Consider the following 23,382-nt stretch of genomic DNA (forward strand, 5'->3'; position numbering starts at 1 on the left):
CGTTCCTCGCCCCCCAGTGCTGTCCGTGTACGGCCTGCTGCGAGGGCTGCCCCGGCTCGCTCTCCTCGCCCTGTTCACCCGGAAACCCGCCGAGGGCGAACTGGATGCGTGGCGTGGAGTCGCAGGTCGTACTCCGGTCGGCGAACCGCCCCGGGTTCGGTGGAGGCTCTGGTGTGCCCTGGGTGTGGCGGAGGTGGATTAGTGGATTCTTGTGCCACTTGATGTTGAAGGAGTGGCATGGGACGACGTGGCTGCCCGCCGGAGCTGCGGCGCGCACTCTCACCGTGGTCCGGCCCGGGCCGTGGTGGGGTGGCCGCCGGTGGCCATCATCCGTATCCAGCGGACGGGCGGGAGTGACAAGTGGTAGCGAACGACGGGCGGCCCGGGGCGGCGGTCCGGATCACGCAGATCGCCGGCGCTGCGCTGCCGTTGTATCTGATGATGATCGCCGCCTCGGCGGGAGCCCTCGTGGACATGGCGGTGCTCGGTCACCATGCGACGGCGTCGCTGGCCGGCCTGGCGGTGACCATGGCGGTCTTCGGTCCCGCGACCGCCGCGATCGCCGGGGCGCAGCGCGGGCTGATGCCATTCGTCACCGAACGGCGGGACGACCCGGACCGGTTGGTCCGCGTGGTGCGCAGCGGGATGTGGCTCGCGATCGTCACCGGGGGGCTGGGCGCCGCCGCGGTCGCCGCCGTTCCGCTGATCGGACGGCTCGGTGGGGTGCCGCGAGAGACGCTCGACCAGCTCGGCTCCTTCCCGCTGCTTCTCGCGATCTGCACGATCACGACCGCCCTGGGGGCCACGGCGACATCCGCGCTGATCGGCCTGGCCCGCAACCGGTCGGCGATGCGCGCCGGGCTGGCCGGCACGAGCGCGGCCGTGGTCCTGTCGCTGGTGCTCGTCGGTGGCGCGGGGCCGGTTCCGGCGCTGGGTCTCGACGGCGCCGGGATCGCGATGCTGAGCTCCAGTGCGATCAGTGCCACCGTGGCGCTCGTCGCGCTGCGCTGCGCGCCGCGGCTGGCCGGCCGGTCCCTGCTGCCGGGGCGGCCGCGTCCGGGCGAGATCCTTGGGCTGGCCCGGGTCGGGATCCCGCTGGCCGCCACCGTGTTGATCAAGTTCGCCGTGCTGGGGGTCCTGGCGTTCGCGGCCTCTCGGGTGGGCACCGGGGAGGCGGCCGTGTACAGCGTCGCGGTGTCGCTGGTGAACCTGATGTTCACCGCCGCCGTGGCGGTGGGGCAGGCGATCGTGCCGGTCGTGGCGGAACGCCTGACGGCCGTCGACCTTCACGGCATCCGTTCCGGTGTGCTGTCGGGGCTGATCGTCGCGGCGGGCGCGGTCATCGTGCTGGGCGGCGCGCTCACCCTCCTTCGCGGGCCGGTGCTGGAGGTCTTCAGCAGCGACCCGCAGGTACGCGCAGGTCTCGTGGACCTGTTGCCGCTGGTCCTCGCGGCGACCGTGGCGGACGCCTTCCAGGCCCTCTTCGGATTCGGACTCATCGGCATCAAACGGACGATGCCCAGCATGATGTGCTTCGCCGTGTGTTACGGGGCGTTGGCGATCGCGGCCGGTCCGGCGGCGGCGATGGGCGGTCTCAGCGGGCTCTGGGGCGCGCTCGTCTCGGCCAACCTGGTGCTGGTCGCGGCACAGGGCTGGTGCTTCCGCCGGCACAGCGCGGCGGCGGCCGTTCCGGCCACGGCCTGAGCGCGCGCCCGGTGCCCGCTCCGGTGCCGGTCCGGGCACCGAAGCGGACCCCGGCTCAGCGCCGGCCCTCGCCGCCGGGCGATGCGGAGAACCTGTGGTCGCCCCTCAAGACCGAGCTGATCTACTGGCCGGGCACCACCTTCGCCACCCGCGCCGAGGCCGAGACGGCGATCTTCCGCTACATCGACGGCCGGTACAACCCCTGCCGCATCCAGCAGGGCTGGGCGGCCTGTCGCCGGACGAGTACGAGGAGGCGTTCTTACCGCCGCCAGCAAGATCAATCCGACCCGGCTACGAATCCGACCCGACCCTACCTGCGCCCGATAACCAGGTCTCCGGCAAAGCGGGGGACCTCACGGCCGGTCAGGGATTTCCGTCGGTAGCCCGCCACGGCGGCGTCTTACAGATCACCACCCCGCCCATACGATCTTCAGGGCGGTTCCCTTTGTATGGCCGGCTTCTGGCGATGCGGCTGGAGATAGGTCAGAACGGCGCGGACCCGGCGGTGGTCGTCGGTGCTGTCCGCAGGCAGGTCGAGCTTTGTGAAGATTGAGTTGATGTGCTTGCCGACGACCTTCTCACTGATGGTGAGCGCTGCGGTGATGGCGGCATTGGAGCGGCCCTCGGCCATCAGGGCGAGGACTTCGCGTTCGCGGGGGGTGAGCCGGGTCAGCGGGTCATGACGGCGGGTGAGGAGTTGCCGGACGACTTCGGGGTCGATCACACAGCCGCCGGCGGCGACCCGCTCGACGCCGTCGACGAATTCGGCTACGTCGAGGATACGGTCCTTGAGCAGGTAGCCGACCCCACCGGCGTCAGTCGATTCGAGGAGTTTGGCGGCGTACGCGGTGGCGACGTACTGGCTGAGGACGAGGACGGGCAGGCCCGGATGCCGTAGGCGCAGAGCGACAGCCGCGTGCAACCCTTCGTCGGTGAACGTGGGCGGCATACGCACATCGGTGACGACCACGTCGGGGCGTTCGTCGTCAACGGTGGCAGCCAGCGCGATGGCATCGCCGACGGCTACCACGTGGTGGTTGAACCGGGCGAGGAGCGCGACCAGGCCCTCGCGCAGGAGGACCGCATCGTCGGCAAGGACTATGCGCAGCATCCGGCTATCCCGTTATCCAGTGCATGGCAGTTCCAGTCGCAGAATGGTCGGCCCGCCGGGCGGACTGGACAGGGCCAGTGTGCCGCCGTGCGCGTCGACCCGGTCGGCGAGGCCTGCCAAGCCGGTGCCGGCGGCAGGGTCCGCACCACCGATCCCGTTGTCGCGGACCTCGATACCGAGGCGGGCGCCGGCGAGTCCGCCGGTGACGGAAACCTGGGTTGCGGTGGCGTGTTTGGCGGCGTTGGACAGCGCCTCGGCGACGACGAAGTACGCCGTTGACTCCACTGCGGTCGGCAGGCGGTGAGGCACGTCGACCGCGACGGTGACCGGGACCGTCGCACGGTCGGCCAGTTCGGCGACCGCGGCGGGCAGGCCGAGGTCGGTGAGGACGTGCGGGTGGATGCCGCGGATCAGCTCGCGCAGCTCGGACAGGGCGGCCTTGGCCTCCTCCGCGGCCTGGTTGACGAGTGCCCGCGCGGTTTCAGGCCGATCGTCGAACTCCAATTGGGCGCCGACCAGCGTCATGCCCAGCGCGAGCAGGCGTTGCTGTGCGCCGTCGTGCAGGTCGCGTTCGATGCGGCGGCGCTCGACCTCGAACGCGTTGACCAGCCGTGCACGTGAACGGGTGAGCATGCGGACCGTCTCGCCGGACCCCGCCGCCAGCAGCAGGTGGGCCACCCTGGCGTGGGCGATTGCGGTGACCGGCACGGCGTAGACGGCGAAGAACCCGACGACCAGCAGGGCGAGGACGCCGAGCGCGCCGATGAGCACGGCGACGACGACGTCGGTGCCGGTGCCCGGATCCGTCGGGGCGCGGGTCGTAGTCAGGTTGATCGACATCAAGGCCAGGACCGGGGCGGACAGGGCGAGGACCGCCGCCAGGTTGAGCACCAGCAGTGCGCTGGCGTGCAGCCCGAGGTAGGCCAGTTCCCGCCAGGTCACGGCTTCCGCGCACCGGAAGCGCAGCCCCGCAATGGGCCCAGGCCGATCAGGGCGGACGTGCGGGTCCGGCAACGGTCTCCCGCCGAGCAGGACCACCCGCCGCCGCTCCAGCGCCACGAGAGGACGCGTCAACGCCGGTGCCGCGACCACGGCGCCGAGCACGAGCGCTGTGGGAAGCCAGATCAAGCAGAGCACGCCGACCACGGCACTGGAGAGCCCGTAGGCGACGGTCCGCAGAAGCCATAGCGAGGCGAAGAAGCGCAGCGGGTTGTCCCGCAGCGCCTCCCATGCCGTGTCCGCCATGACCATCACCGTAGACGGTGACGACGCCTGCGGGCATGGGTGCTGGCCCTCCCCCAAAGATGCGGGAGCACGCTCCTGTGCCACATCGCACCGGCAGCTTGCATGGAGCCCGTGACGACTTCAATCGAGTGCCGGGGACTGCGTAAACGCTACGGACGGACGGTCGCCGTCGACGGGCTTTCGTTCGCCGTGGAGGCGGGCCGGGTGACCGGGTTCGTCGGGCCCAACGGGGCGGGCAAGTCCACGACGATGCGGATGATTCTCGGGTTGGACGCGCCGGACGCTGGCACCGCGCTGGTCTGCGGCCGACCGTACCGAAGCCTGCGTAACCCGTTGTGCAGTGTCGGTGCACTGCTGGATGCCGGCGCCCTCCACCCCGGGCGCCGGGCCCGCGACCATCTGCTGTGGATGGCGCGATCCAACGGGATATCGCCGAAGCGGGTGGACGAGGTACTCGAGACCGTCGGGTTGGCGCCGGTCGCCCGCCGCCGGGCCGGTGGCTTTTCGCTGGGGATGAAGCAGCGGTTGGGCATCGCTGCGGCACTGCTCGGTGACGCGCCGGTGCTGCTGCTGGACGAGCCGGTCAACGGCCTCGATCCCGAGGGCGTCCACTGGATCCGTGGGCTGCTGCGCGGGCTCGCGGGACAGGGCCGGGCGGTGTTCGTGTCCAGCCACCTGATGAGTGAACTGGAGGACACCGCCGACCATCTCATCGTGGCCGCACGGGGCCGGCTCGTCGCCGACATCAGCGTCGCCGACCTGCTCGCCCAGGCGTCCGGCGACCGGGTCGTGGTGCGCACGGCGCGGCCGACCGAAGCGATAGCTGCGCTCACCGGTGAAACCGGCGCCACGGCCGCGTTGACCGGACCCGGGACCCTCACTGTCGCGGGCCTCACCGGTGAGCGGATCATCGCCCTGCTCACCGGCGCCGGACTGCCCTTCTCCGAGCTCACAGCCCACCGCGCGTCCCTGGAGCAGGCGTACCTGGAGATCACCCGCGACGCGACCGAATACACCGCCACAAGGAGCGCGTGATGCCGGCCGTGATCCGATCGGAGTGGACGAAGTTCCGCACCGTGCGCTCCACCGTGTGGTGCCTGCTCACCGCGGTCTCCCTGATGCTGGTACTCGCGGTGCTGCAATCTTCGGCGAGCACGTTCACCCCGCGCGCCGCCGACGAACCGGCCGACCGGTTCCAATTCGTTCGTCAACCTGTGACAGGCGATGTCACCATCGTCGCCCGGGTACGGGCTCAGCAGGCGAGCCACCCGTGGGCCAAGGCCGGCGTCATCATCAAGGAGCACCTGGCGTACGTGGCAGTGATGCTCACCCCCCGCCACGGCGTGCGAATGCGCTCGGGCACGATCACCGATTTCGCCGGCAGCCCGACACCCGCGCCGCGCTGGCTCAAGCTTGCCCGCACCGGCAGCACCATCACTGGGTACGAGTCGAGCGACGGCGCGACCTGGCGTCGGGTCGGTGCCGTGACGCTCAGCGGACTTGCGCAGGCGGTCGAGGTCGGCCTCTTCGTCGCATCGCCGGACGAGGTCCGTGTCGTGGGCACCCCCGCCGCTAAACGGTATGAGACCGTGCACACCGTCGGGCGGGCGACATTCGACATGGTCGCCGTCACGCCGCAACCGTTGGTCGGCTGGAGCAGCCAGGACGTGGCCCCGCCACCCGTGCCCGGCCGCACCGAGCCCCCCGCGCCGCCGGCCGGCAGCACAGCCCGATCCGGCGGCGAGTTCACCCTGACCGGATCCGGTGAGCTCGGCCCGCCCGAGCCCGACCACGACCCCACCCGCCTCGACGCCGCCCTCAGCGGGGTCACCGTGGGCGTAATCCTTTTCGTGACGATCGGAACGCTGTTCATGACGGCCGAATACCGGCGGAACCTGACCTGGACGACATTCGTCGCGACGCCAAGGCGGGGCAGGGTCCTCGCGGCCAAGGCGCTCGTGCTCGGCGTCACCACGTTCGCGGCCGGCCTGGTCGCCATCGGTGCCGCCTTCTGGCTCTCGCAGCCGATCCTGCACGACCATGGCTACCGCCCGCCGTATTTCCCAGACCCGTCGGCCGCGACGGCCGTGCGCGTCATCGTCGGCAGCGCCGCATTCCTCGCCCTCCTCGCACTGTTCAGCCTCGGCGTTGGGGTGATCCTGCGGCGTACCACCGGAGCCATCGCCACCGTCATGGCATTGGTGTTCGTCCCACAGATCACCGCGCCCGCCCTGCCCGCGGACGTCGGCGCCCCGCTGCTTGAGGTCACCCCGGTCGCGGGCATGTCCGTCGGGTACCCCTGGAGCGGTGTGGCCGTACTCGCCGGTTACGCCGCGGCCGCCCTTGGCGTCGGGTATTGGCTGCTGTGCAGGCGCGACGCATGATCCTGCGCGCCGAATGGACGAAGTTGCACACGATACGCAGCACCGCATGGCTGCTATTGGCCGCCGCCACGTCGACGATCGCACTGGGCGCCGCGACGGTCGCCCTGACGACCGGGCCCGACCCGGTAGCAGCCGGTCTCTCGGGCGTCTACTGCGGACAGATCGCCATCGTCGTGCTCGCCGTGTCGGTGATGACCAACGAATATGCCAGCGGCCTTGTATCCACCACCCTGGTCTGCGCCCCGCGCAGGACCGGGGTCCTGCTCGCCAAGGCGGCGACCGTCATCGCGACCGTCATCAGCACCGGGCTGGCCAGTGTGACCGGATCGCTGGTCGCCGCCCGGATCCTGGTGGGGGACCAGGGCCTCACCGTAACCAGCGGACCGACCCTGCGCGCGGCCTTGGGCACCGTGCTCTACCTCAGCCTCGTCACCCTGCTCAGCCTCGGCATCGCGACCGCACTTCGGCACACCGCCGCAGCCCTCACCACCGTCCTGAGCCTGCTCTACCTCTTTCCGCTGCTCGCCCAGTTCATCGGCGACGAACGCTGGCACATCCGAATCGAGCGGTACGCACCGATGTCCGCCGGACTCGCCGTGCAGGCGACCACCAACCTCGGTGACCTGCCCATCGGACCGTGGAGCGGTCTCGGTGTCCTGGCCGCCTACGCCGGCGCCGCCCTGCTGCTGGGCGCGGTCCTGTTCATCACCCGCGACGCGTGAAGGGACACGTCAATGACCAAACGAACTCTCACGATCATCGGGGTTGCTGCCCTGGCTGGCGTCGCGCTCCTGCTGGTCCTCTGCGGGCTCCTTCCGTTGACGGCCGCAGGCCCGTGAGACAGATCGGCAACCTCACACGCGAACCAGCCCCGCACCTCACGCAAGATCAGCACCGTGTACCGCGTTGCCGCAGCACCTGCAACATGGTCACGAACGCCAATGCCGCACTCTCTCGCCGCTCCATGAAGAGCCCCGGTTTCGGCAGAGGCTCTAGTGTCTTGAGTCGTTAATTCTTTGGCAGTATGCGGTGAGGGTTTCGAGGATTTCGTCGGCGGTCTTGGTCCACACGAACGGCTTGGGGTCGGTGTTCCACTCGTTGATCCAGCCGCGGACGTCGCGTTCCAGTTCGATGATGCTGCGGTGCGCGGAGCGGCGGAGTTTGCGGTTGGTGATTTCGGCGAACCAGCGTTCGACCAGGTTGAGCCAGGATGAGCTGGTCGGGGTGAAGTGCAGGTGGAACCGGGGGTGGCGGATCAGCCACTTGTGGACCTGCTCGGTCTTGTGGGTGGCGTAGTTGTCCAGCACCAGGTACAGCCCGACCACGTCGCGGACCTTGTCCACGAACTGCGGGCCGGCCGGCAGCTTCCAGGTCTGCACGGTGTGCGGCGTGAGGCCGAACGCCCGCCAGATCCGCGAGACCGCCGGCTGCGACATCCCCGTCGCCGCCGCCATCGACCTGGTCGACCAGTGCGTGTCCGCACCGGGCGTCTCCTGCAGCGTCGCGGTGACCACCCACTCGACCTGCTCATCGCTGATCACGCGCGGCCGGCCCGGGCGCGGCTCGTCGCTCAGGCCCTCCAGCCGGCCGGCCAGGAACCGCGACCGCCATTTCGACACCGTGTTGCGGGAAGTCCCGGCCTGCTCAGCGACCCGGGCGATCGTGCCGCCCTCGGCGCACAACAGCACGATCCGCGCCCGCAACGCCAAAGCCTGCGAGGTCTTGCGGCGACGCACCCACCCGGTCAGCACCGACCGCTCCTCCTCCGACAACACCACCGGTTCCAGCTTCGGGCTCGGCATCCCCACAACCTACCGACTAACAAAGAATTATTGACTCAGAACACTAGTAGGGGCTTCACTCATTCACAGCCCACATCCGTCGCCCGCAACCGGGCTGTGATCTGCACACTCAGGCTGGAATGGGCTCACTGTGCTGCCAGGTCGCCGGGCGCCCGGGACGCGAGAACTGGCATTTATAGCCGCATTCCATGACCAAATACCCTTTCAGTCATCAGGCCCGGCGAACTATGCCGCGTCAGTGAAGAGCTTCTTCTGGACCTCGAGGTAACGCCGCAGGTCAACAACTGTTCCGCTCTCGGAAGCCGGTGCCTCTTCCTCAAGCTCGCTCAGGTCGATGGAGTTCTCGACGGCAAGCTGCCTCGTGGAATCAACCACGATCTTGACGAGCATTGCGGCCTGCTCAGTGGAGAAGTCCAGACTGATGCTGTCGCCGTTCTCGTCGGAGTAGGCCACGACAGCATCCAGTGCCGAGATGAGCTGGTCGATGATGTCTGCCTCAAGGCGTCCCTCATGGACCGCTTCCAGGTAAGTGCCCAGTGAGGCGTTGTAGCGCTCAACGCACTCCGGCACAGCTGCCTTCTTGCGCTTCCTCGCAGTGGCGAAGGCAGCGCCACCCGCAGTCACCGCCGCACCAACCACCAGCGTCGGGATGAACACGCGGGGGTTCTTCAGCACCGCCGCGACCCGCGCCGCCGCCGCTTCGTTGCTCACGGGAAGCTGGACTTCCTTCAGATGCTTCACGATCTGCCCGAGTTGGTTGCGCACAATGCCGCCGTACTGGATGAGGTCACCGCTGAGGAGCCCTGCCTCGATCTCAGGCGGGATGATGAAGGTTGATTGGCTGAGCACGTTCGTCCTCCGCGCGGTCGGTGAGGGCAGGTCGGCTGGCTCGTGGTGAAGCTCCGGGCAGGTCGGGATGCTGGCCGAAGACGGCGAGGTAGGCCTCGTCCAGCTCGGTCTCCAGCTCCCGGATCTGTCTGCGGGCCGCCGGTAGCTCAGCCTGCTCGGTCGAGGTCGTGCCGGGTGCCTGACCTTTGTCGATGAGGTCCTGTCCGCGCCAAGTGTAGATCGTCTGATCGCTGGCGCCCGGGTCCTGGACGATGGGGTACATCAAAGTCTCCACGCTTCCAGGGGATCGGCACCGGGGCGGTATTCGGCGTGGAGGGTGATGAGGATCCCGGCAACGGTTCCCTGCGTGCGGTGCCGGACGAGGCCGCCGTCCTCGTGGGCGAACCACACCAGGACGGGAAGCCGGTCGAGGGGCTGGCGGGTGAGCCACTCCAGCGCACGGAGCCGGGTGACGGTGGTCTCGATCTCGTGGACGGTCATGGGTTCTGCCCGGGGGAGTGTGGGAGACTACTGGGAGTTGATCAAGTGGGAAAAAGGGTGTTCACAACGGGATCAAGCGTGTCAGGAACGGACTCATTGTGGGGATGACCAGGGAAAATGCAGGTCACGGGTCCGCGCACGAAGATCTTCACGATCTTCGAGGGCACCTCGGAGATCCAGCGCCTGGTCATCGGCCGCACCATCACCGGCCTCCCCGTCCGCTGATGGTCCCGACCCCGGCGGCGAAACGACGTGGGCCGCTACGTACGGGTCCGGCGCTCATCGTCGTCGTGGTGGTGGTGCTGATCGGGCTGGCGGTCGGTGCGGCGGCGTGGCTTCACTCGGGCCGGTCCTTGGACGATTCCGATCCCTGCTGCCGGCTGCCACCCGACACCAGCGCGATCAGGGATGTGCCGCGGCGGTGGCAGACCGCCCTCGCCCAAGGCGATGTCCGGGCCGCGTGGGACCTGCTCACTCCCCAGGCGCAACGGCGGTACGGTTCGGCGGACGGCCTGCGGGCGGCCCTGCCCCGTCTCACCATGCACCCCGAGGGGCCGGCGACATGGCGGCAGGTCGCCGAGACCACCCAGGGCAGAGGCACGCCCAGCGCATTCTTCTACCTGCTCGTCGAGGACAGGACACTGCGCCCGGTCGGTGCCGTCGTCGCCCACTCGATGGCCGACGGATCTCACGACGGACGGATCGACCCCGAGACCGCCGCGACCATGCAGATTCTCTCCCCGGCGTCCCGGGCCACCGTGGGGACCAGGCCGCGGATTCACGTGGCGACGGACTCTCCGCCGACGTACGTCGCCGTCCAGGCCGGCCGGCAGGCCGTTGGCGCTGTAGGCGCCATCCGCGGCACCGATGGTTTCGACGCGCCGTTCCCGGACCCGGGAACGGCGGTGAGACCCGGACTCACCCTGATCGTCGCGGTCGCCAAGGACAATGGACGCTTCTCCTATGGAAGCGTCCTGGTCACGGTTCGCTGAGGGTGGCCGTGTGGTCCGGGACGTAGCTCTGCATGCCGCGCGGTGAACGCTCGTATCCCGCCGGCTGGGGACGCGGCGGCAGCCGCAACGGCGGCCGCTGCACCTCGTAGTACGGGATGGTCGACAGCAGGTGCGCGATCATGTTGATGCGCGCCCGCCGCTTGTCCTCGCTCTCGACGACGTACCACGGCGCCTCGGGGATGTCGGTGTAGAGGAACATCTCGTCCTTGGCGCGCGAGTAGTCCTCCCAGCGGGTCATCGACTCCAGGTCCATCTCCGACAGCTTCCAGCGCCGCATCGGGTCGTTCATCCGCTTGCGGAAGCGGCGCTCCTGCTCGGCGGCGCCGACGGAGAACCAGTACTTGCGCAGCAGGATGCCGTCCTCGACGAGCAGCCGCTCGAAGCTCGGGCACTGGTGGAGGAAGCGCATGTACTCCTCCTTCGTGCAGAACCGCATGACCCGCTCGATGCCCGCGCGGTTGTACCAGGAGCGGTCGAACAGCGTGATCTCGCCCGCGGCCGGAAGGTGCTCCACATAGCGCTGGAAGTACCACTGCGTGCGCTCGCGGTCGGTCGGCGCGGGCAGCGCCGCGATGCGCGCCACCCGCGGGTTGAGGTACTCGGTGACCCGCTTGATCGTGCTGCCCTTGCCGGCGGCGTCGCGTCCCTCGAAGACCACGACGACCCTGGCGCCTTCGGCCCGCACCCACTCCTGCAGCTTCACCAGTTCCGCCTGGAGGCGGAACAGCTCCCGCTCGTAGAGCTCGCGGGGGAGTCTCTTGGCCTTGCCGTCCTTGCCCATCGGTGACTTCTACCTCCGCAGCACGCACCTGCTCCATGGAGAACGGGTGCTGTCAAGGGCGACAACCGCCCGCCGTCCGTATGTCCTAAACGTAGTGACTCGCCCTAGTTGCTCCTCTGGGGTGCTGCTTGTCTCTAGATCGGCCGGCCGACCACCCGGCCGGTCCCCCGAGACCGGGCTCATCCGCCCGCCTCCAGGAGGCAAAGGTGCCCAGGAAACGCTGGACCATCGTGACCGCGCTGGCGGCCACGGGAACGCTCCTCACCGCCGGCCTTGCGGTCCCCGGACAGGCCGCACCCCCACCGCCACGCTCCCAGCCCCCCGGCGAGCATCCCGAACCGCCCGACAAGGACGCCCGAACCGGCAGCCTGGCTCCCACGGCCCGCCAGTTAAGCGCCGCCCGGGGCGTGACGGTGCGGTGGAACAAGCTCGGCACGCCCGCCATTGTGACCGATGCCGGCCCCCTGGCCGCCGGCCTGCCCGGCGATCCGGAGAAGGCCGCCCGCGCGTACCTCACCGCGCACAGGGACCTGTACGGCCTGGACGCCGCCGCGGTCGGCGCACTGGAGAAGGTCGCGGTCAACCCCATCGGGAAGGGCGCGGCCGTGCTGCTGCGCCAGCGCTTCGGCGGCCTGCCCGCCGGCCATGACGGCCTCGTCGCGATCGGCGTCCGCGGCGGCGAGGTCGTCTCGGTCACCTCCACCCTCTCCCGTGCCGGTGCCGCCCCGGCGCCGGCCACGCTCTCCCCGAAGGACGCCGTGGCCGCGGCCGGACGCGATGCCGGGATCGCCGTCCCGGCCGGCGCGGGCCGGCCGGCGCGGCTCGTGGCGGTGCCCACCGCCGAGGGCGCCCGCAGCGCCTACCAGGTCACGCTGATCGAGCCCTCCGGGGCCGAGCCCAGGGCCGTCACCTCCTACGTCGACGCCCGCACCGGGTCCGTCCTGGTGCGGGAGAACCTCGTCGACCACGACGGCGACAACCCGCGCTGGTCGGTGTTCCCGGCGACCCCGTCCGGTGACTACTCCTCCCGCGACACCCGGCGGACGTGGTGTTCCACCCCCGCGCCGGGCTGCCTGCTCGCCGTCGGCGGCGACCCGTCCACCGGGCGGCCCTGGGACGTCGATCCGGCGACCGGCGCCTCGACCACCACCAGCCTGGGGAACGCGGCCCGCACCTACGAGAACCGCGCGAACGGCGACCCGTACTCCGTCGGCACCCGCACCAACGCGCCGAAACCGGACCGGACGTACCACTACCCGTGGGCCAACCAGTGGTTCAACGGCAAGTGCGACCCGGCGACGATGGACAGCCCCCGGGAGGCCGACCTTGAGGCGGCCGTCTCGAACCTGTTCGTCCAGCACAACCGGATGCACGACTGGTCCTACCGGCTCGGCTTCACCGAGTCGGCGTGGAACATGCAGGCCGCCAACGGCGACCGGGGCGGCCTCGGCGGCGACCCCGAGCAGGGCAACGCGCAGGCCGGGGCGAGGATCGCGAGCGTCCGCGACAACGCGAACCAGATCACCCCGCCGGACGGCATCGCCCCGATCACCAACATGTACCTGTGGCAGCCGATCGCGGGCGCGTTCTACTCGCCCTGCGTCGACGGCGACTTCGACATGAGCGTCATCGGGCACGAGTACACCCACGCCATCTCCGGCCGCATGATCGCCGGGCCGGACACCGGGTGGAGCGGGCCGCAGGCCGGGGCGATGAACGAGAGCACCTCCGACCTGTTCGCGATGGAGTACCTCAACGAGTACGGCTTCCGCGCCCCCGGCCGGACCCCGTACGTCGTCGGCGGCTACGTCACCGGTGAGCCGCGCACCGGAATCCGCAACTACGACATGAGCCGGAGTCCCCTCAACTACAGCGACCTCGGCTACGACCTGGTCGGCACCCAGGTCCACGCCAACGGCGAGATCTGGAGCGCCACCCAGTTCGATCTGCGCCGGGCGTTCGTCGAGCGCTACGGCGCCGGCGACGCCGCCCTCCAGCGCAAGTGCGCGGACGGGGCGGTACCGGTCGGCAAATGCCCCGGCAACCGCCGCTGGGTGCAGCTGTCGTTCGACGCGCTGCTGCTGATGGCCACCGGCCGGGTCAGCTATGTCGACCACCGCAACGCCCTGCTCGCCGCCGACACCATCCGCTTCGGCGGCAGGAACCACGAGCTGATGTGGAAGGTGTTCGCCCGGCACGGACTGGGAGAGGATGCGGCCAGCAACGGCCCCGCCGACGCCGACCCGGCGCCGAGCTTCGCGTCCCCCCTGTCGCGCAACGCCCAGGTGACGCTCAAGCCGGCCGGCGACGCCGAGGGCGCCAAGGTCCGGCTGTACGTGGGCGACTATGAGGCGCGGGCCATGCCGGTGGCCGACACCGACCCGGCGACCCCGCTCGGCGCCACGTTCGCCCTCACGCCCGGCCGCTACTCCTTCGTCGCGGTGGGCGAGGGCTTCGGGCACCGGAGGTTCACCGCGACGATCGGCTCGTCCCGGCGGACGCTGCCGGTCGCGATGTCCCGCAACCGGGCCGCGGCCGTCAACGGTGCGACCGCCACCGGCGACGGGACCTCCCAGCCGGCGCTGCTGGACGAGACCGAGGCGACCAACTGGCAGTCGGTGCAGGCCCCGGTCGCGGGCCGCCAGGTGACCGTCGACCTGGCCGGCGACCGCCCGGTGCGGGTCGGCCGGGTGCAGGTCAGCGCGATGCTGCGGCCGTCGGTGCAGGACGACCCCGAGGGCGCGAACGCGACGCAGAACCGGTTCACGGCGCTGCGCGCCTTCCGGCTGCTGGCCTGTGACGCCACGAAGGCCGACTGCTCGCAGGACGCCTCGTACCGCACCGTCTACACCAGCCCGGCCGACGCCTTCCCGGCCGACCGGCCGCGGCCGACGGCGCCCGACCTCACCCTGCGCTCGTTCGACCTGCGCGACACCGAGGCGACGCACCTGCGGCTGCAGGTCGTCTCCAGCCAGTGCACGGGCGCGCCGGCGTACGCGGGCGAGCAGGACGGCGATCCGCGTTCCAGCACCGATTGCGGCACCGCCGCCCCGCTGGCGGGGGTCGTCCGGGCGGCCGAACTCCAGGTGTTCGCCCGGTAGGCGCGGGCTGCCGGGGCAGGGCGGTGTTGTCGCGCGGTAACACCCCCGCTACCGTGCTGCCATGACGAACACGGCGGGCAGGCCGGGGTCCGGATCACGCCGCGACCCCGGCCGGCGCCGTGCCCTGCTGGAGGCCGCCGACCGGGTCATCCAGCGGGAGGGGCCGGAGGCGTCCATGGCCGCGATCGCCGCCGAGGCGGGGATCAGCAAGCCGATCCTGTACCGCCACTTCGGCGCCAAGAGCGGCCTGTACCAGGCACTGGCCGAGCGGCACACGCGCAGGCTGATCCAGGGGATCCGGGACGAGTTCTCCCGCGCCGACCCGATCCGCGACCGCACCCGCTCCACCATCGACACCTATCTGGCGACGATCTCCAGGAACCTCAACCTCTACCGGTTCCTGATGCACCGGGCGAGCGCCGAGGACACGGCCGCGCACAGCGCGGTGAGCACGGTGATCCGCGACGTGAGCCGGGAACTGGCCGAGGTGATGATCGCCGAGGGCGAGATGACCGACCGCACCCGCGCCTACGTGTGGGGCCACGCGATCGTCGGCATGGTGCAGACCGCCGGTGACTGGTGGCTCGACCACACCGCGGAGGTGCCGCGCGAGGCCGTCGTGGACGGACTCACCGACCTGGTCCTCGGCGGCCTCCCGGCCGCCGCGTCCGGCGCCCGCGCCCCGCGGGCGCCCGGCGGCCCGGCCCGGTAGCCCCCATCAGCTCGGCTCCGCGGTGGGGGCGGATGCGCAGGGTCCCGCGGAAGGCCGCAAAGAACGAGGAACGGCCCGTGGCGGACGCTCGGAAGCCGCCACGGGCCGCCGGGGTGGGCCTCGTGCGTCGGGATCAGGTGGTGCCGGTGAGCTCCGGCTCCTTGATTTTTCGGGTCGCCGGGAGGGCGGTCAGACGGTCCGGTCGGCGGCGGTCCTCGGCTCGTGCCGGACGTCCGCCGGCAGGTTCAGCTCCCGCGTCCACGCCGCGAACTCCACCAGGATCCCGTCGGGGTCCTTGAAGTAGATGGAGCGCACGAACACGCCCTCGTGGTTCTCCGGCGCGACGCCGAACTCGCTGTCGTCGTGGTTGAGCAGGACGCCGACGTCGATGCCCTTGGCGACGAGGCGGTCGCGGTACTCCTCGATCCGCTCGGGCGGCACGTCGAAGGCGATGTGGTTCATCGACCCGACGGCCGACAGCAGCTCGCCCCGGTCGGGCAGGTTCTTCGGCGCGGACACGCCGGGGACGGGCTCGGGCGCGTCGGGGAACCAGAAGAAGGCGAGCGCGTTGCCGCCGCCGCAGTCGAAGAAGAAGTGCTGGCCCCAGCCCATCGGCAGCTCGATCGTCTTGATCAGCGGCATGCCGAGCACGCCCTGGTAGAAGTCCACCGTCTGCTTCATGTCGCTGCAGACGAGGGCGAGATGGTTCACCCCGCGCAGTTCGAATTCGGTGTTCTTCCTGGTCATGGCGGCCACTCCGGTGAAGTAAGCAATCCCTTGCATCCGGCTCCATGGTAACCTCGCCGCATGCGAACCGCAGCCTTCCGGTGGTGGTGGCGCCGCTGAGGCGGTGCCGGTTCGTGCGTGCTCAAGACCAGGCGACCGCCCTCACCGGCGGTCGTTTTTCGTGTGCGCCGTCCGGTGGGGGCCCGACAGAGGGGCCACAACGCGGTGGAGACCGTCCCACAGCAGCTGCTGACCAGCGAGTTCGTCACGGCCGGAGGCGTACGGGTGACCCGTACCGCCGTCCCGGTCGACTCCGAGCGCAAGTCCGATGTCCTGAACGCCCTCGTCACCGCCGTGGGGGAGCGGCGCGGCGGCGTGCTCAGCTCGGGCATGGAGTATCCGGGCCGCTACAGCCGCTGGCACATGGCCTACGCCGACCCCTGCCTGGAGATCGTCGCGCGCGGGCGGGCGGTCGCCGTGCGCGCCCTCAACGACCGCGGCCGGGTCGTCATGCCCGCCCTGGCCGCCGTGCTCCGCGACACCGGCGAGGTCCGCGCGGACGAGGCCGGTCTGTTCGAGGTCTACGTCCGCCCGGGAGAGGAGTTCTTCACCGAGGAGGAGCGCAGCCGCCAGCCGACCGTCTTCACCGCCCTGCGCGCCGTCATCGACCTGTTCCGCTGCGACGACCCCCACCTCGGCCTGTACGGGGCGTTCGGCTACGACCTGTCGCTGCAGTTCGAGCCGCTGCGGACCCGGCTGGAGCGGCCCGCCGACCAGCGCGACCTCGTGCTGCACCTGCCCGACGAGATGGTCGTCGTGGACCGCAAGCGCGAGACCTCGCACCGGATCTCCTACGACTTCGAGACCGCGGGGACGAGCACCGCCGGGCTGCCGCGCGCCACCGAGCCGACGCCCGTTCCGGTGCCCGCCGAGCCGCCGGCGCAGCCCGTCCCCGGCGTGTACGCGCAGATGGTGCGGGACGCCAAGGAGAAGTTCGTCCGCGGCGACCTGTTCGAGGTCACGCCCGGCCACGCGATGTACGGACGCTGCGACGCGCCCGCCGTGTTCTTCGAGCGGCTGCGCGAGACCAACCCGGCCCCCTACGAGTTCCTGTTCAACCTGGGCGACGGGGAGTACCTGGTCGGGGCGTCGCCCGAGATGTTCGTCCGGGTCACCGGCGACCGCGTCGAGACCTGCCCGATCGCCGGGACGATCAAGCGCGGCACGGACGCGCTGGAGGACGCCGAGCAGATCCGCGCGATCCTGTCGTCGGCCAAGGACGAGTCCGAGCTGACCATGTGCACCGACGTCGACCGCAACGACAAGTCGCGGATCTGCGTGCCCGGCAGCGTGCGCGTCCTCGGCCGCCGGCAGATCGAGATCTACTCCCGGCTGATCCACACCGTCGATCACATCGAGGGCCGGCTGCGCCCCGGCTTCGACGCGCTCGATGCGTTCCTCACCCACATGTGGGCGGTCACCGTCACCGGCGCGCCGAAGACGTGGGCGATGCAGTTCATCGAGGACCACGAGGACTCGCCGCGCCGCTGGTACGGCGGCGCCGTCGGCTGCGTCGGCTTCGACGGGTCGATGAACACCGGCCTGACGCTGCGGACCGCGCAGATCCGCGACGGGGTCGCGACCGTGCGGGCCGGGGCGACGCTGCTGTACGACTCCGACCCCGAGGAGGAGGAGCGCGAGACGCACCTCAAGGCGAGCGCGCTGCTGGGCGCGCTCGCCGAGTCCCAGGAGGGCGCCGGGACGGCCGCGGCCGGGCAGTCCCCGCCCGCCGCGCCGCCCGGCGCCGGCCTCAAGGTGCTGCTCGTCGACCACGAGGACTCCTTCGTCAACACCCTCGCCGACTACTTCCGCCAGCAGGGCGCCGGCGTCGTCACGCTGCGGCACGGGTTCCCGGTGCGGATGCTGGACGAGCACGCCCCCGACCTGGTGGTGCTGTCGCCCGGTCCGGGCCGTCCGGAGGACTTCGACACCCGGTCGCTGCTGGACGCCCTCGACACCCGTGACCTCCCGGTCTTCGGCGTCTGCCTCGGCCTGCAGGCGATGGTGGAGCACGCGGGCGGCGAGCTGGCGTTGCTGCCCGAACCGTCCCACGGCAAGCCCGGCCTGGTGAAGGTCACCGGCGGCGGGCTGTTCGCGGGCCTTCCCGACGAGTTCACCGCCGCCCGCTACCACTCGCTGCATGCCACGCCGGACCGGGTGAAGGGGTTCCAGGTGACGGCGCTGACCGGGGACGTCGTGATGGCGATCGAGGATCCGGAGCGGCGGCGCTGGGCCGTCCAGTTCCACCCGGAGTCGATCCTCACCGCGGCGGGCGGGGCCGGGCACCGGATCGTGGCCAACGTGCTGCGGCTGAGCGGCACGCGGCGTCCGGCCGTTCCCGCCGCCGAGCCGGCCTAGTCCGCAAGCACGAGGGCGGGGGGCGCGGAACCGGTCCTGAGACCGATGCCGCGGCCCGGGACGCGGCGGAAGACTTGGTCGCGGCCACACCGCGCCGTGCTCTGCGACGCGGGTGACCGCCGTTATCCCAAGGCGGGGGAGGGGCGCTGCCCCTTCCCCGTACATAACGGAATATTCGGACATCCGAAATGAGATTACGGTTTCTTGGCGTTCTGTCGGGGGACGCCGGGAGCCATGATGACACTGCTCTGGCTCATAGCGGTGATCCTGGTGATCGCCGGAATCTACGTGATCCTCGCCCGGCGCGACCTCCTCTGGGGCATCGTGCTGATCGTGGTCGGCCTCCTCGTCGGCCCCGGCGGCGTGAGCATCTTCACCTGACCCGAAATCCCGCGCGGCGGGGACGTAAACCCTGACGTTCCCTGTCAGGTTTGGGTGCCAGCATTGTCCCCATGAGCCGTGCACTGACAGGTAAGACCGCATTGGTCGCGGGAGGCACCCGCGGCGCGGGCCGCGGCATCGCCGCCGAGCTCGGCGCCGCCGGCGCGACCGTGTACGTGACGGGACGGTCCACCCGGTCGCAGCGATCGGAGATGGACCGTCCCGAGACGATCGAGGACACCGCGGACCTGGTGACGGCCGCGGGCGGCGAAGGTATCGCCGTCCGGGTCGACCACCTCGTCCCGGACGAGGTCGCCGCGCTCGTCCGCCGCATCGACGAGGAGCGCGGGCGGCTGGACGTCCTCGTCAACGACATCTGGGGCTCCGACCATCTCTTCCAGTTCGGGCAGCGGCTGTGGGAGCAGCCGCTCGACGACGGGCTGCGGATGTTCCGGCTGGCCCTCGACACCCACGCCATCACCAGCCACCACGCCCTGCCGCTGCTGATCCGCGAGCCGGGCGGCCTCGTCGTCGAGATGACCGACGGGACCGCCGAGTACAACGCGAAGTACCGCAAGGAATGCGGCTACTTCTACGACATCGTCAAGACCGCCGTGATCCGGATGGCGCTCGCCCAGTCCGAGGAGATCGCGTCCTACGGGGCCACCGCCGTCGCGCTCACGCCCGGATGGCTGCGCTCGGAGGCGATGCTCGAACACTTCGGCGTCACCGAGGCCACCTGGCGGGACGGCGCCGCGAAGGACCCGCACTTCGCCATGGCCGAGTCGCCCGCCTTCGTCGGCCGCGCCGTCGCGGCCCTCGCCGCCGACCCCGACCGGCACCGCTGGAACGGGCAGTCCCTGTCCAGCGCCGGGCTCTCCCGGGTCTACGGCTTCACCGACATCGACGGCAGCCGCCCCGACATGTGGCGATACATCGCCGAGGTCGTGGACGCGGGACGTCCGGCCGACGTCACCGGATACCGGTAGGGCCCCGGCTCCGGTTTGGGCGCGCGCTGGCCGGATATCGCGACCTCATAGGCGAAAGGAGGAGCCATGCCGAAGACGAGCAGGAGCGGCAGGCCGAAGAAGGAGGAGCTTCCCGACACGATCCAGCACTCGTCGAAGGAGGCGCAGGAGATCTTCGCCAAGGCCCGCGAATCCGCGGTCAGGACCTATGGCGAAGGTCAGCGCGCGTACCGCACCGCCTACTCCGCGCTCAAGCACAAGTTCGAGAAGCGCGGGGACCGGTGGGTCCGCAGGGGCAAGGGCAAGGGTCCCGGCGGTGTGGACGTCGAGGGCAGCACCAAGAAGGAGCTTTACGAGCGCGCCGCCGACCTCGACGTCCGGGGCCGCTCGAAGATGAGCAAGGAGGAACTGGCCGAGGCGATCGCGCGCAAGCAGGGCTAGGGGCGCGCCGCCATGGACGAACGGGCCGGGGCCGCGACGCGCTGAGCGGGCCCGCCCGCTCAGCCGCGCGGCCCGTACAGCTCCGCCAGCCGCGCGGCGCCGTCGGCCATCTGCTCCCGCAGCTCCGCCGGGGCGAGGACCTCGGCCTCCGGGCCGAGGCGCATCAGCTCGGACGCCGCCACCGCCATCGACTCGACGGGGAGCGTGGTCACCACCCAGCCCCGCTCGTCGGGCTCCCCGGCGTTCTCGGCCGCCCGGCGGGCCGCGTGCGGCTCGACCGCATGCCGCAGCAGCCGCATCCCGGCGGGGGAGAGCCGCACGGTGACCTCCTCGCGCAGCATCGAGCGCATGAACGCCGCCGCCGCTTCGCGCCAGTGCGCGGCGAGATCGAACCGCTCGTCCCGCTCGAAGACCGCACCGGTCGGCCGGACGGCGGTGACGCGGTCCACCCGGTAGGTGCGATATCTCTCGCCGACCCGCGCGACCAGGTACCAGGTGCCGTTCTTCAGGACGAGCGCGTACGGCTCGGCCGTGCGCGTGACCTCGGTGTCCCTGCGGCGGTAGCGCAGCTCGACGGTCTCGTCCTGCCAGACCGCGCGGGCCAGGTCGCGCAGCAGCGGCGGCGGCCCGGTCCCGCCGAACCAGCCCGGCGCGTCCAGGTGGAACCGCTGGCTCGCCCGCGCCGGGGCGTCCCGCAGCGCGGCGGGCAGCGCGGCGAGGACCTTCAGCTCCGCGGCGGCCAGCGCGCCGCCGCGGCCCATGTCCCCGGCCGGGCCGGGCAGCCCGGACAGGAACAGCGCCTCGGCCTCCTCGCGGGTGAGCCCGGTCAGCCGCGTCCGGTACCCGCCGACCAGCCGGTACCCGCCGCCGCGCCCCTGGTCGGCGTAGACCGGGACCCCGGCCGCCGACAGCGCCTCCATGTCCCGGTACACGGTGCGCTCCGAGACCTCCAGCTCACGCGCCAGCTCGCCCGCCGTCATCGTCTCCCGCGACTGCAGGAGCAGCACCATGGAGATCAGCCGGGCCGCGCGCACGGGTCCATCCTGCCGCAGCGGCGGGAAGAACGGGGTTTCTGACGTTTTCCCGGCAGGTTCATCGTCTTCGCCTGTCATGGCGGGCCCGGTGCCTGTTAGCTTCGCGGGCGTGCCCACCGAAACCACATCGCTCGCGGCGTTCATCGACGCCCTCCCGAAGGTCGAGCTGCACGTCCACCTCGTCGGCTCCGCCTCGGTCCCCACCGTGCTCGAACTCGCCCGCCGCCACCCGGACGGGCCCGTCCCCGTGGACGAGCGCGAGCTGCGCGCCTTCTACGCGTTCCGCGACTTCCCGCACTTCGCCGAGGTGTACGAGGCGGTGTCCGGCCTCGTCCGGACCCCGGAGGACGTCGGCACCCTCGTCTTCGGCGTCGCCCGCGACCTCGCCGCGCAGAACGTCCGCTACGTCGAGCTGACCGTCACCCCCTACACCCACCAGCGGGCCGGGATGCCGATGCCCGCGATCACCGAGGCCCTGGACCACGCCGTCCGGGAGGCCCGCGACCGGCTCGGCGTCCGCGTGGCCTACGTCTTCGACATCCCCGGCGAGTTCGGCGCCGCCGGCGCCCGCGGCACCATCGACCACGCGCTCGCCCATCCGCCGGAGGCGCTCGTCGGGTTCGGGATCGGCGGCATCGAGCAGTGCCGCCCGCCGCACCGGGACGCGTTCCGCGACGCGTTCGCCGCCGCCCGCGCCGCCGGGCTGCGCAGCCTCCCGCACGCCGGTGAGATGACCGGGCCGGAGACGATCTGGGAGGCCATCGAGGGCCTCGGCGCCGAGCGCATCGGGCACGGCATCAGCTGCATGGACGATCCGCGCCTCATCGCCCACCTCCGTGAGACGCAGCTGCCGCTGGAGGTCTGCCCGACGTCCAACGTCTGCACGGGCCAGATCGCCGACCTCGCCGCCCACCCCCTGCCGCGCATGCTGGAGGAGGGGCTGTTCGTCACCCTGAACAGCGACGACCCCCCGATGTTCGACACCACCCTCACCGGCGAGTACCGCGTCGCCGCCGAAGTGTTCGGCCTGGACCGCGCCGCCCTCGCCGCACTGGCCCGCAACGCGGTGATCGCCTCGTCCCTGGACGACGCGGGCCGCAAGGCGATCACCGGCGAGATCAACGCCCTGCTGTAGCCGGGGGACGGCTTAGCCCCAGGCCATGCGCCGCCACGGGCTGAACCGTCATCAACTCCTCCGCGCCAAACCGTATCGGCCCCGAGGATCTCGACGGTGCGCCGTGGCCGGGTCGCGGGTGTCGTCGCGGGGTGGTTTCCTATGGGGCGGACGAACCGACCCGTGGGGGGATACGAGAGTGAAGAGCGTCGAGCCAGAGGTGTTCCTCGTAGCGCGGCCTGAACTGGACTACGACGAGGTCGCCCGGTACCTACGGGACGTGGGCGGGGAGAGCTGGCTGGAGCGGCTCGACCGGGGCGACCTCGATGACGAGCTGAACGACCCGCAGAACCTCGCCGAGTTCGCGGGACGGCTCTGCTACCGCTCCTGGGAGCCGGGCCTCAACCCCAATGTGACCAGGATCCGCACCGACCCGGGGCAGTACCTGCAGAACATCCTGCGCAGCCTGCACGGCTCGGTGCTGGAGCACGTCAGCTTCAGTTTCGTCCTGCACAACGTCAGCCGTGTGCTGACCCACGAGCTGGTGCGGCACCGGCCTGGGGTGGCGATCTCGCAGGAATCGCTGCGGTTCGTCCGTCTGCAGGACATCCCGTTCTGGTTCCCCGAGTGGGCCCGTGAGGATGCCGAGCTGATGAAGCGCGCCACCGCGATGCTGGAGCAGATGGAGGAGTTCCAGGGCTGGATGGCCGCGCACTTTGGCCTGGACGACGAGGGCGTGCCGTTCAAGGAAAAGAAGCACAAGACTTCGTTCATGCGCCGCTTCGCCCCCGAGGGCGTCGGCACCGGCCTGGTCTGGACGGCGAACGTCCGCACACTGCGGCACACCCTGGAGAACCGCACCGCGCCGGGCGCCGAGGAGGAGATCCGGCTGCTCTTCGGCAAGATCGGCGAGATCATGCGCAAGGAGGCGCCCGACCTGTTCGGCGACTACGCCGTCGAGGACGGCGCGTGGATCCCCGAGTGGCGCAAGGTCTGAGGCACTCTCGGATCCAGGCCCGGCATCGCGCTTCCCGTGGGTCCCCATGAAGTAAAGATCGTTTTTGGGGCGGGTAAGGGCTGGGAGAACGCCGCCGGCGGAGGGAACCGGACCTGCGCGT

At 70.9% G+C, this 23,382-nt stretch carries 23 protein-coding genes; 14 read left to right on the forward strand and 9 right to left on the reverse strand.

The window, feature by feature from the left end; all coding sequences use genetic code 11:
- Positions 1–360 precede the first annotated feature (360 nt).
- Both ACQP1N_RS16215 and ACQP1N_RS16220 read left to right on the forward strand, forming a co-directional pair.
- Entirely contained in the window at positions 361–1,704 is a 1,344-nt protein-coding gene (locus ACQP1N_RS16215) for an MATE family efflux transporter (protein ID WP_433232263.1), read from the forward strand.
- A 23-nt stretch (positions 1,705–1,727) separates the two neighbouring features.
- A complete protein-coding gene (locus ACQP1N_RS16220) occupies positions 1,728–2,087 on the forward strand; it encodes an IS3 family transposase (protein WP_433232729.1) in 360 nt (119 codons plus the stop codon).
- 47 nt (positions 2,088–2,134) lie between these two features.
- Here the strand turns inward: ACQP1N_RS16220 and ACQP1N_RS16225 are convergent, their stop codons facing one another.
- Positions 2,135–2,812 (reverse strand): response regulator, encoded by a 678-nt coding sequence (locus ACQP1N_RS16225; protein WP_433232731.1) that lies wholly within the window; start codon positions 2,810–2,812, stop codon positions 2,135–2,137.
- A 15-nt stretch (positions 2,813–2,827) separates the two neighbouring features.
- Entirely contained in the window at positions 2,828–4,060 is a 1,233-nt protein-coding gene (locus tag ACQP1N_RS16230; protein WP_084263072.1) for a sensor histidine kinase, read from the reverse strand.
- Positions 4,061–4,162: 102 nt separating this feature from the next.
- On the opposite strand from ACQP1N_RS16230, the gene ACQP1N_RS16235 reads away from it, so the two are divergent.
- From ACQP1N_RS16235 to ACQP1N_RS16245, 3 genes are read left to right on the forward strand one after another with little or no spacing between them, the layout of a single operon-like run.
- Positions 4,163–5,095, forward strand: coding sequence for an ABC transporter ATP-binding protein (locus ACQP1N_RS16235; RefSeq protein ID WP_433232267.1), 933 nt, complete (start codon positions 4,163–4,165; stop codon positions 5,093–5,095).
- Positions 5,095–6,444, forward strand: a complete 1,350-nt coding sequence (locus ACQP1N_RS16240) for a hypothetical protein (RefSeq protein ID WP_067800332.1) — start codon at positions 5,095–5,097, stop codon at positions 6,442–6,444. The genes ACQP1N_RS16235 and ACQP1N_RS16240 overlap by 1 nt, the downstream gene beginning before the upstream one ends.
- On the forward strand, positions 6,441–7,166 hold the full coding sequence (locus ACQP1N_RS16245; protein WP_067800362.1) for an ABC transporter permease: 726 nt from the start codon (positions 6,441–6,443) through the stop codon (positions 7,164–7,166). The genes ACQP1N_RS16240 and ACQP1N_RS16245 overlap by 4 nt, the downstream gene beginning before the upstream one ends.
- Positions 7,167–7,436: 270 nt before the next feature.
- Here ACQP1N_RS16245 and ACQP1N_RS16250 read toward each other — a convergent pair whose 3' ends face one another.
- The 4 genes from ACQP1N_RS16250 to ACQP1N_RS16265 all read right to left on the reverse strand — a co-directional run bounded on the left by ACQP1N_RS16250 (position 7,437) and on the right by ACQP1N_RS16265 (position 9,575).
- Complete coding sequence (locus tag ACQP1N_RS16250) at positions 7,437–8,246, reverse strand: IS630 family transposase (RefSeq protein WP_433232271.1); 810 nt, start codon at positions 8,244–8,246, stop codon at positions 7,437–7,439.
- A 225-nt stretch (positions 8,247–8,471) separates the two neighbouring features.
- A complete protein-coding gene (locus tag ACQP1N_RS16255; RefSeq protein WP_433232274.1) occupies positions 8,472–9,095 on the reverse strand; it encodes a hypothetical protein in 624 nt (207 codons plus the stop codon).
- On the reverse strand, positions 9,061–9,357 hold the full coding sequence (locus ACQP1N_RS16260; RefSeq protein WP_084263071.1) for a hypothetical protein: 297 nt from the start codon (positions 9,355–9,357) through the stop codon (positions 9,061–9,063). The genes ACQP1N_RS16255 and ACQP1N_RS16260 overlap by 35 nt, the downstream gene beginning before the upstream one ends.
- On the reverse strand, positions 9,357–9,575 hold the full coding sequence (locus ACQP1N_RS16265; RefSeq protein ID WP_067800322.1) for a hypothetical protein: 219 nt from the start codon (positions 9,573–9,575) through the stop codon (positions 9,357–9,359). The genes ACQP1N_RS16260 and ACQP1N_RS16265 overlap by 1 nt, the downstream gene beginning before the upstream one ends.
- 224 nt (positions 9,576–9,799) lie before the next feature.
- Between ACQP1N_RS16265 and ACQP1N_RS16270 the strand changes: the two genes are divergently transcribed.
- The gene (locus ACQP1N_RS16270; protein WP_433232276.1) at positions 9,800–10,567 is read left to right on the forward strand and encodes a hypothetical protein; all 768 of its coding nucleotides are present in this window, start codon (positions 9,800–9,802) and stop codon (positions 10,565–10,567) included.
- Here ACQP1N_RS16270 and ppk2 read toward each other — a convergent pair.
- Positions 10,554–11,369 carry a polyphosphate kinase 2 gene (ppk2, locus tag ACQP1N_RS16275; RefSeq protein ID WP_067800316.1) on the reverse strand — a complete coding sequence of 272 codons (816 nt, stop codon included), beginning with the start codon at positions 11,367–11,369 and terminating at the stop codon, positions 10,554–10,556. The two genes, ACQP1N_RS16270 and ppk2, sit on opposite strands and share 14 nt — an antisense overlap.
- A 206-nt stretch (positions 11,370–11,575) precedes the next feature.
- On the opposite strand from ppk2, the gene ACQP1N_RS16280 reads away from it, so the two are divergent.
- Together ACQP1N_RS16280 and ACQP1N_RS16285 are read left to right on the forward strand one after the other, a co-directional pair.
- Positions 11,576–14,470, forward strand: coding sequence for a M36 family metallopeptidase (locus ACQP1N_RS16280; protein WP_433232278.1), 2,895 nt, complete (start codon positions 11,576–11,578; stop codon positions 14,468–14,470).
- 61 nt (positions 14,471–14,531) lie between these two features.
- Positions 14,532–15,182 carry a TetR family transcriptional regulator gene (locus ACQP1N_RS16285; protein WP_067800310.1) on the forward strand — a complete coding sequence of 217 codons (651 nt, stop codon included), beginning with the start codon at positions 14,532–14,534 and terminating at the stop codon, positions 15,180–15,182.
- Between the two features lie 189 nt (positions 15,183–15,371).
- Here ACQP1N_RS16285 and ACQP1N_RS16290 read toward each other — a convergent pair whose 3' ends face one another.
- On the reverse strand, positions 15,372–15,965 hold the full coding sequence (locus ACQP1N_RS16290; protein WP_242608995.1) for a VOC family protein: 594 nt from the start codon (positions 15,963–15,965) through the stop codon (positions 15,372–15,374).
- Positions 15,966–16,133: 168 nt separating this feature from the next.
- Between ACQP1N_RS16290 and ACQP1N_RS16295 the strand changes: the two genes are divergently transcribed.
- The 4 genes from ACQP1N_RS16295 to ACQP1N_RS16310 all read left to right on the forward strand — a co-directional run bounded on the left by ACQP1N_RS16295 (position 16,134) and on the right by ACQP1N_RS16310 (position 20,116).
- Positions 16,134–18,326: an anthranilate synthase component I gene (locus ACQP1N_RS16295; protein ID WP_433232282.1), complete on the forward strand. Its 2,193-nt coding sequence runs from the start codon at positions 16,134–16,136 to the stop codon at positions 18,324–18,326.
- Between the two features lie 234 nt (positions 18,327–18,560).
- Complete coding sequence (locus ACQP1N_RS16300) at positions 18,561–18,707, forward strand: GPGG-motif small membrane protein (RefSeq protein ID WP_169804045.1); 147 nt, start codon at positions 18,561–18,563, stop codon at positions 18,705–18,707.
- A gap of 71 nt (positions 18,708–18,778) precedes the next feature.
- Complete coding sequence (locus ACQP1N_RS16305; RefSeq protein ID WP_067800307.1) at positions 18,779–19,696, forward strand: SDR family oxidoreductase; 918 nt, start codon at positions 18,779–18,781, stop codon at positions 19,694–19,696.
- Between the two features lie 66 nt (positions 19,697–19,762).
- Positions 19,763–20,116, forward strand: a complete 354-nt coding sequence (locus ACQP1N_RS16310) for a ChaB family protein (protein ID WP_067800304.1) — start codon at positions 19,763–19,765, stop codon at positions 20,114–20,116.
- 59 nt (positions 20,117–20,175) lie between these two features.
- On the opposite strand, the gene ACQP1N_RS16315 is transcribed toward ACQP1N_RS16310, so the two are convergent.
- Entirely contained in the window at positions 20,176–21,150 is a 975-nt protein-coding gene (locus ACQP1N_RS16315; protein ID WP_067800301.1) for a helix-turn-helix transcriptional regulator, read from the reverse strand.
- A gap of 109 nt (positions 21,151–21,259) precedes the next feature.
- Here ACQP1N_RS16315 and add point away from each other — a divergent pair, with 109 nt between their 5' ends.
- Together add and thyX are read left to right on the forward strand one after the other, a co-directional pair.
- Entirely contained in the window at positions 21,260–22,285 is a 1,026-nt protein-coding gene (add, locus tag ACQP1N_RS16320; RefSeq protein ID WP_242608994.1) for an adenosine deaminase, read from the forward strand.
- 178 nt (positions 22,286–22,463) lie between these two features.
- Positions 22,464–23,261 (forward strand): FAD-dependent thymidylate synthase, encoded by a 798-nt coding sequence (thyX, locus tag ACQP1N_RS16325; protein ID WP_067800295.1) that lies wholly within the window; start codon positions 22,464–22,466, stop codon positions 23,259–23,261.
- Positions 23,262–23,382: the final 121 nt, after the last annotated feature.

Origin of the sequence: Actinomadura formosensis, from assembly GCF_050948385.1 — a bacterium.
Taxonomy (GTDB): domain Bacteria; phylum Actinomycetota; class Actinomycetes; order Streptosporangiales; family Streptosporangiaceae; genus Spirillospora; species Spirillospora formosensis.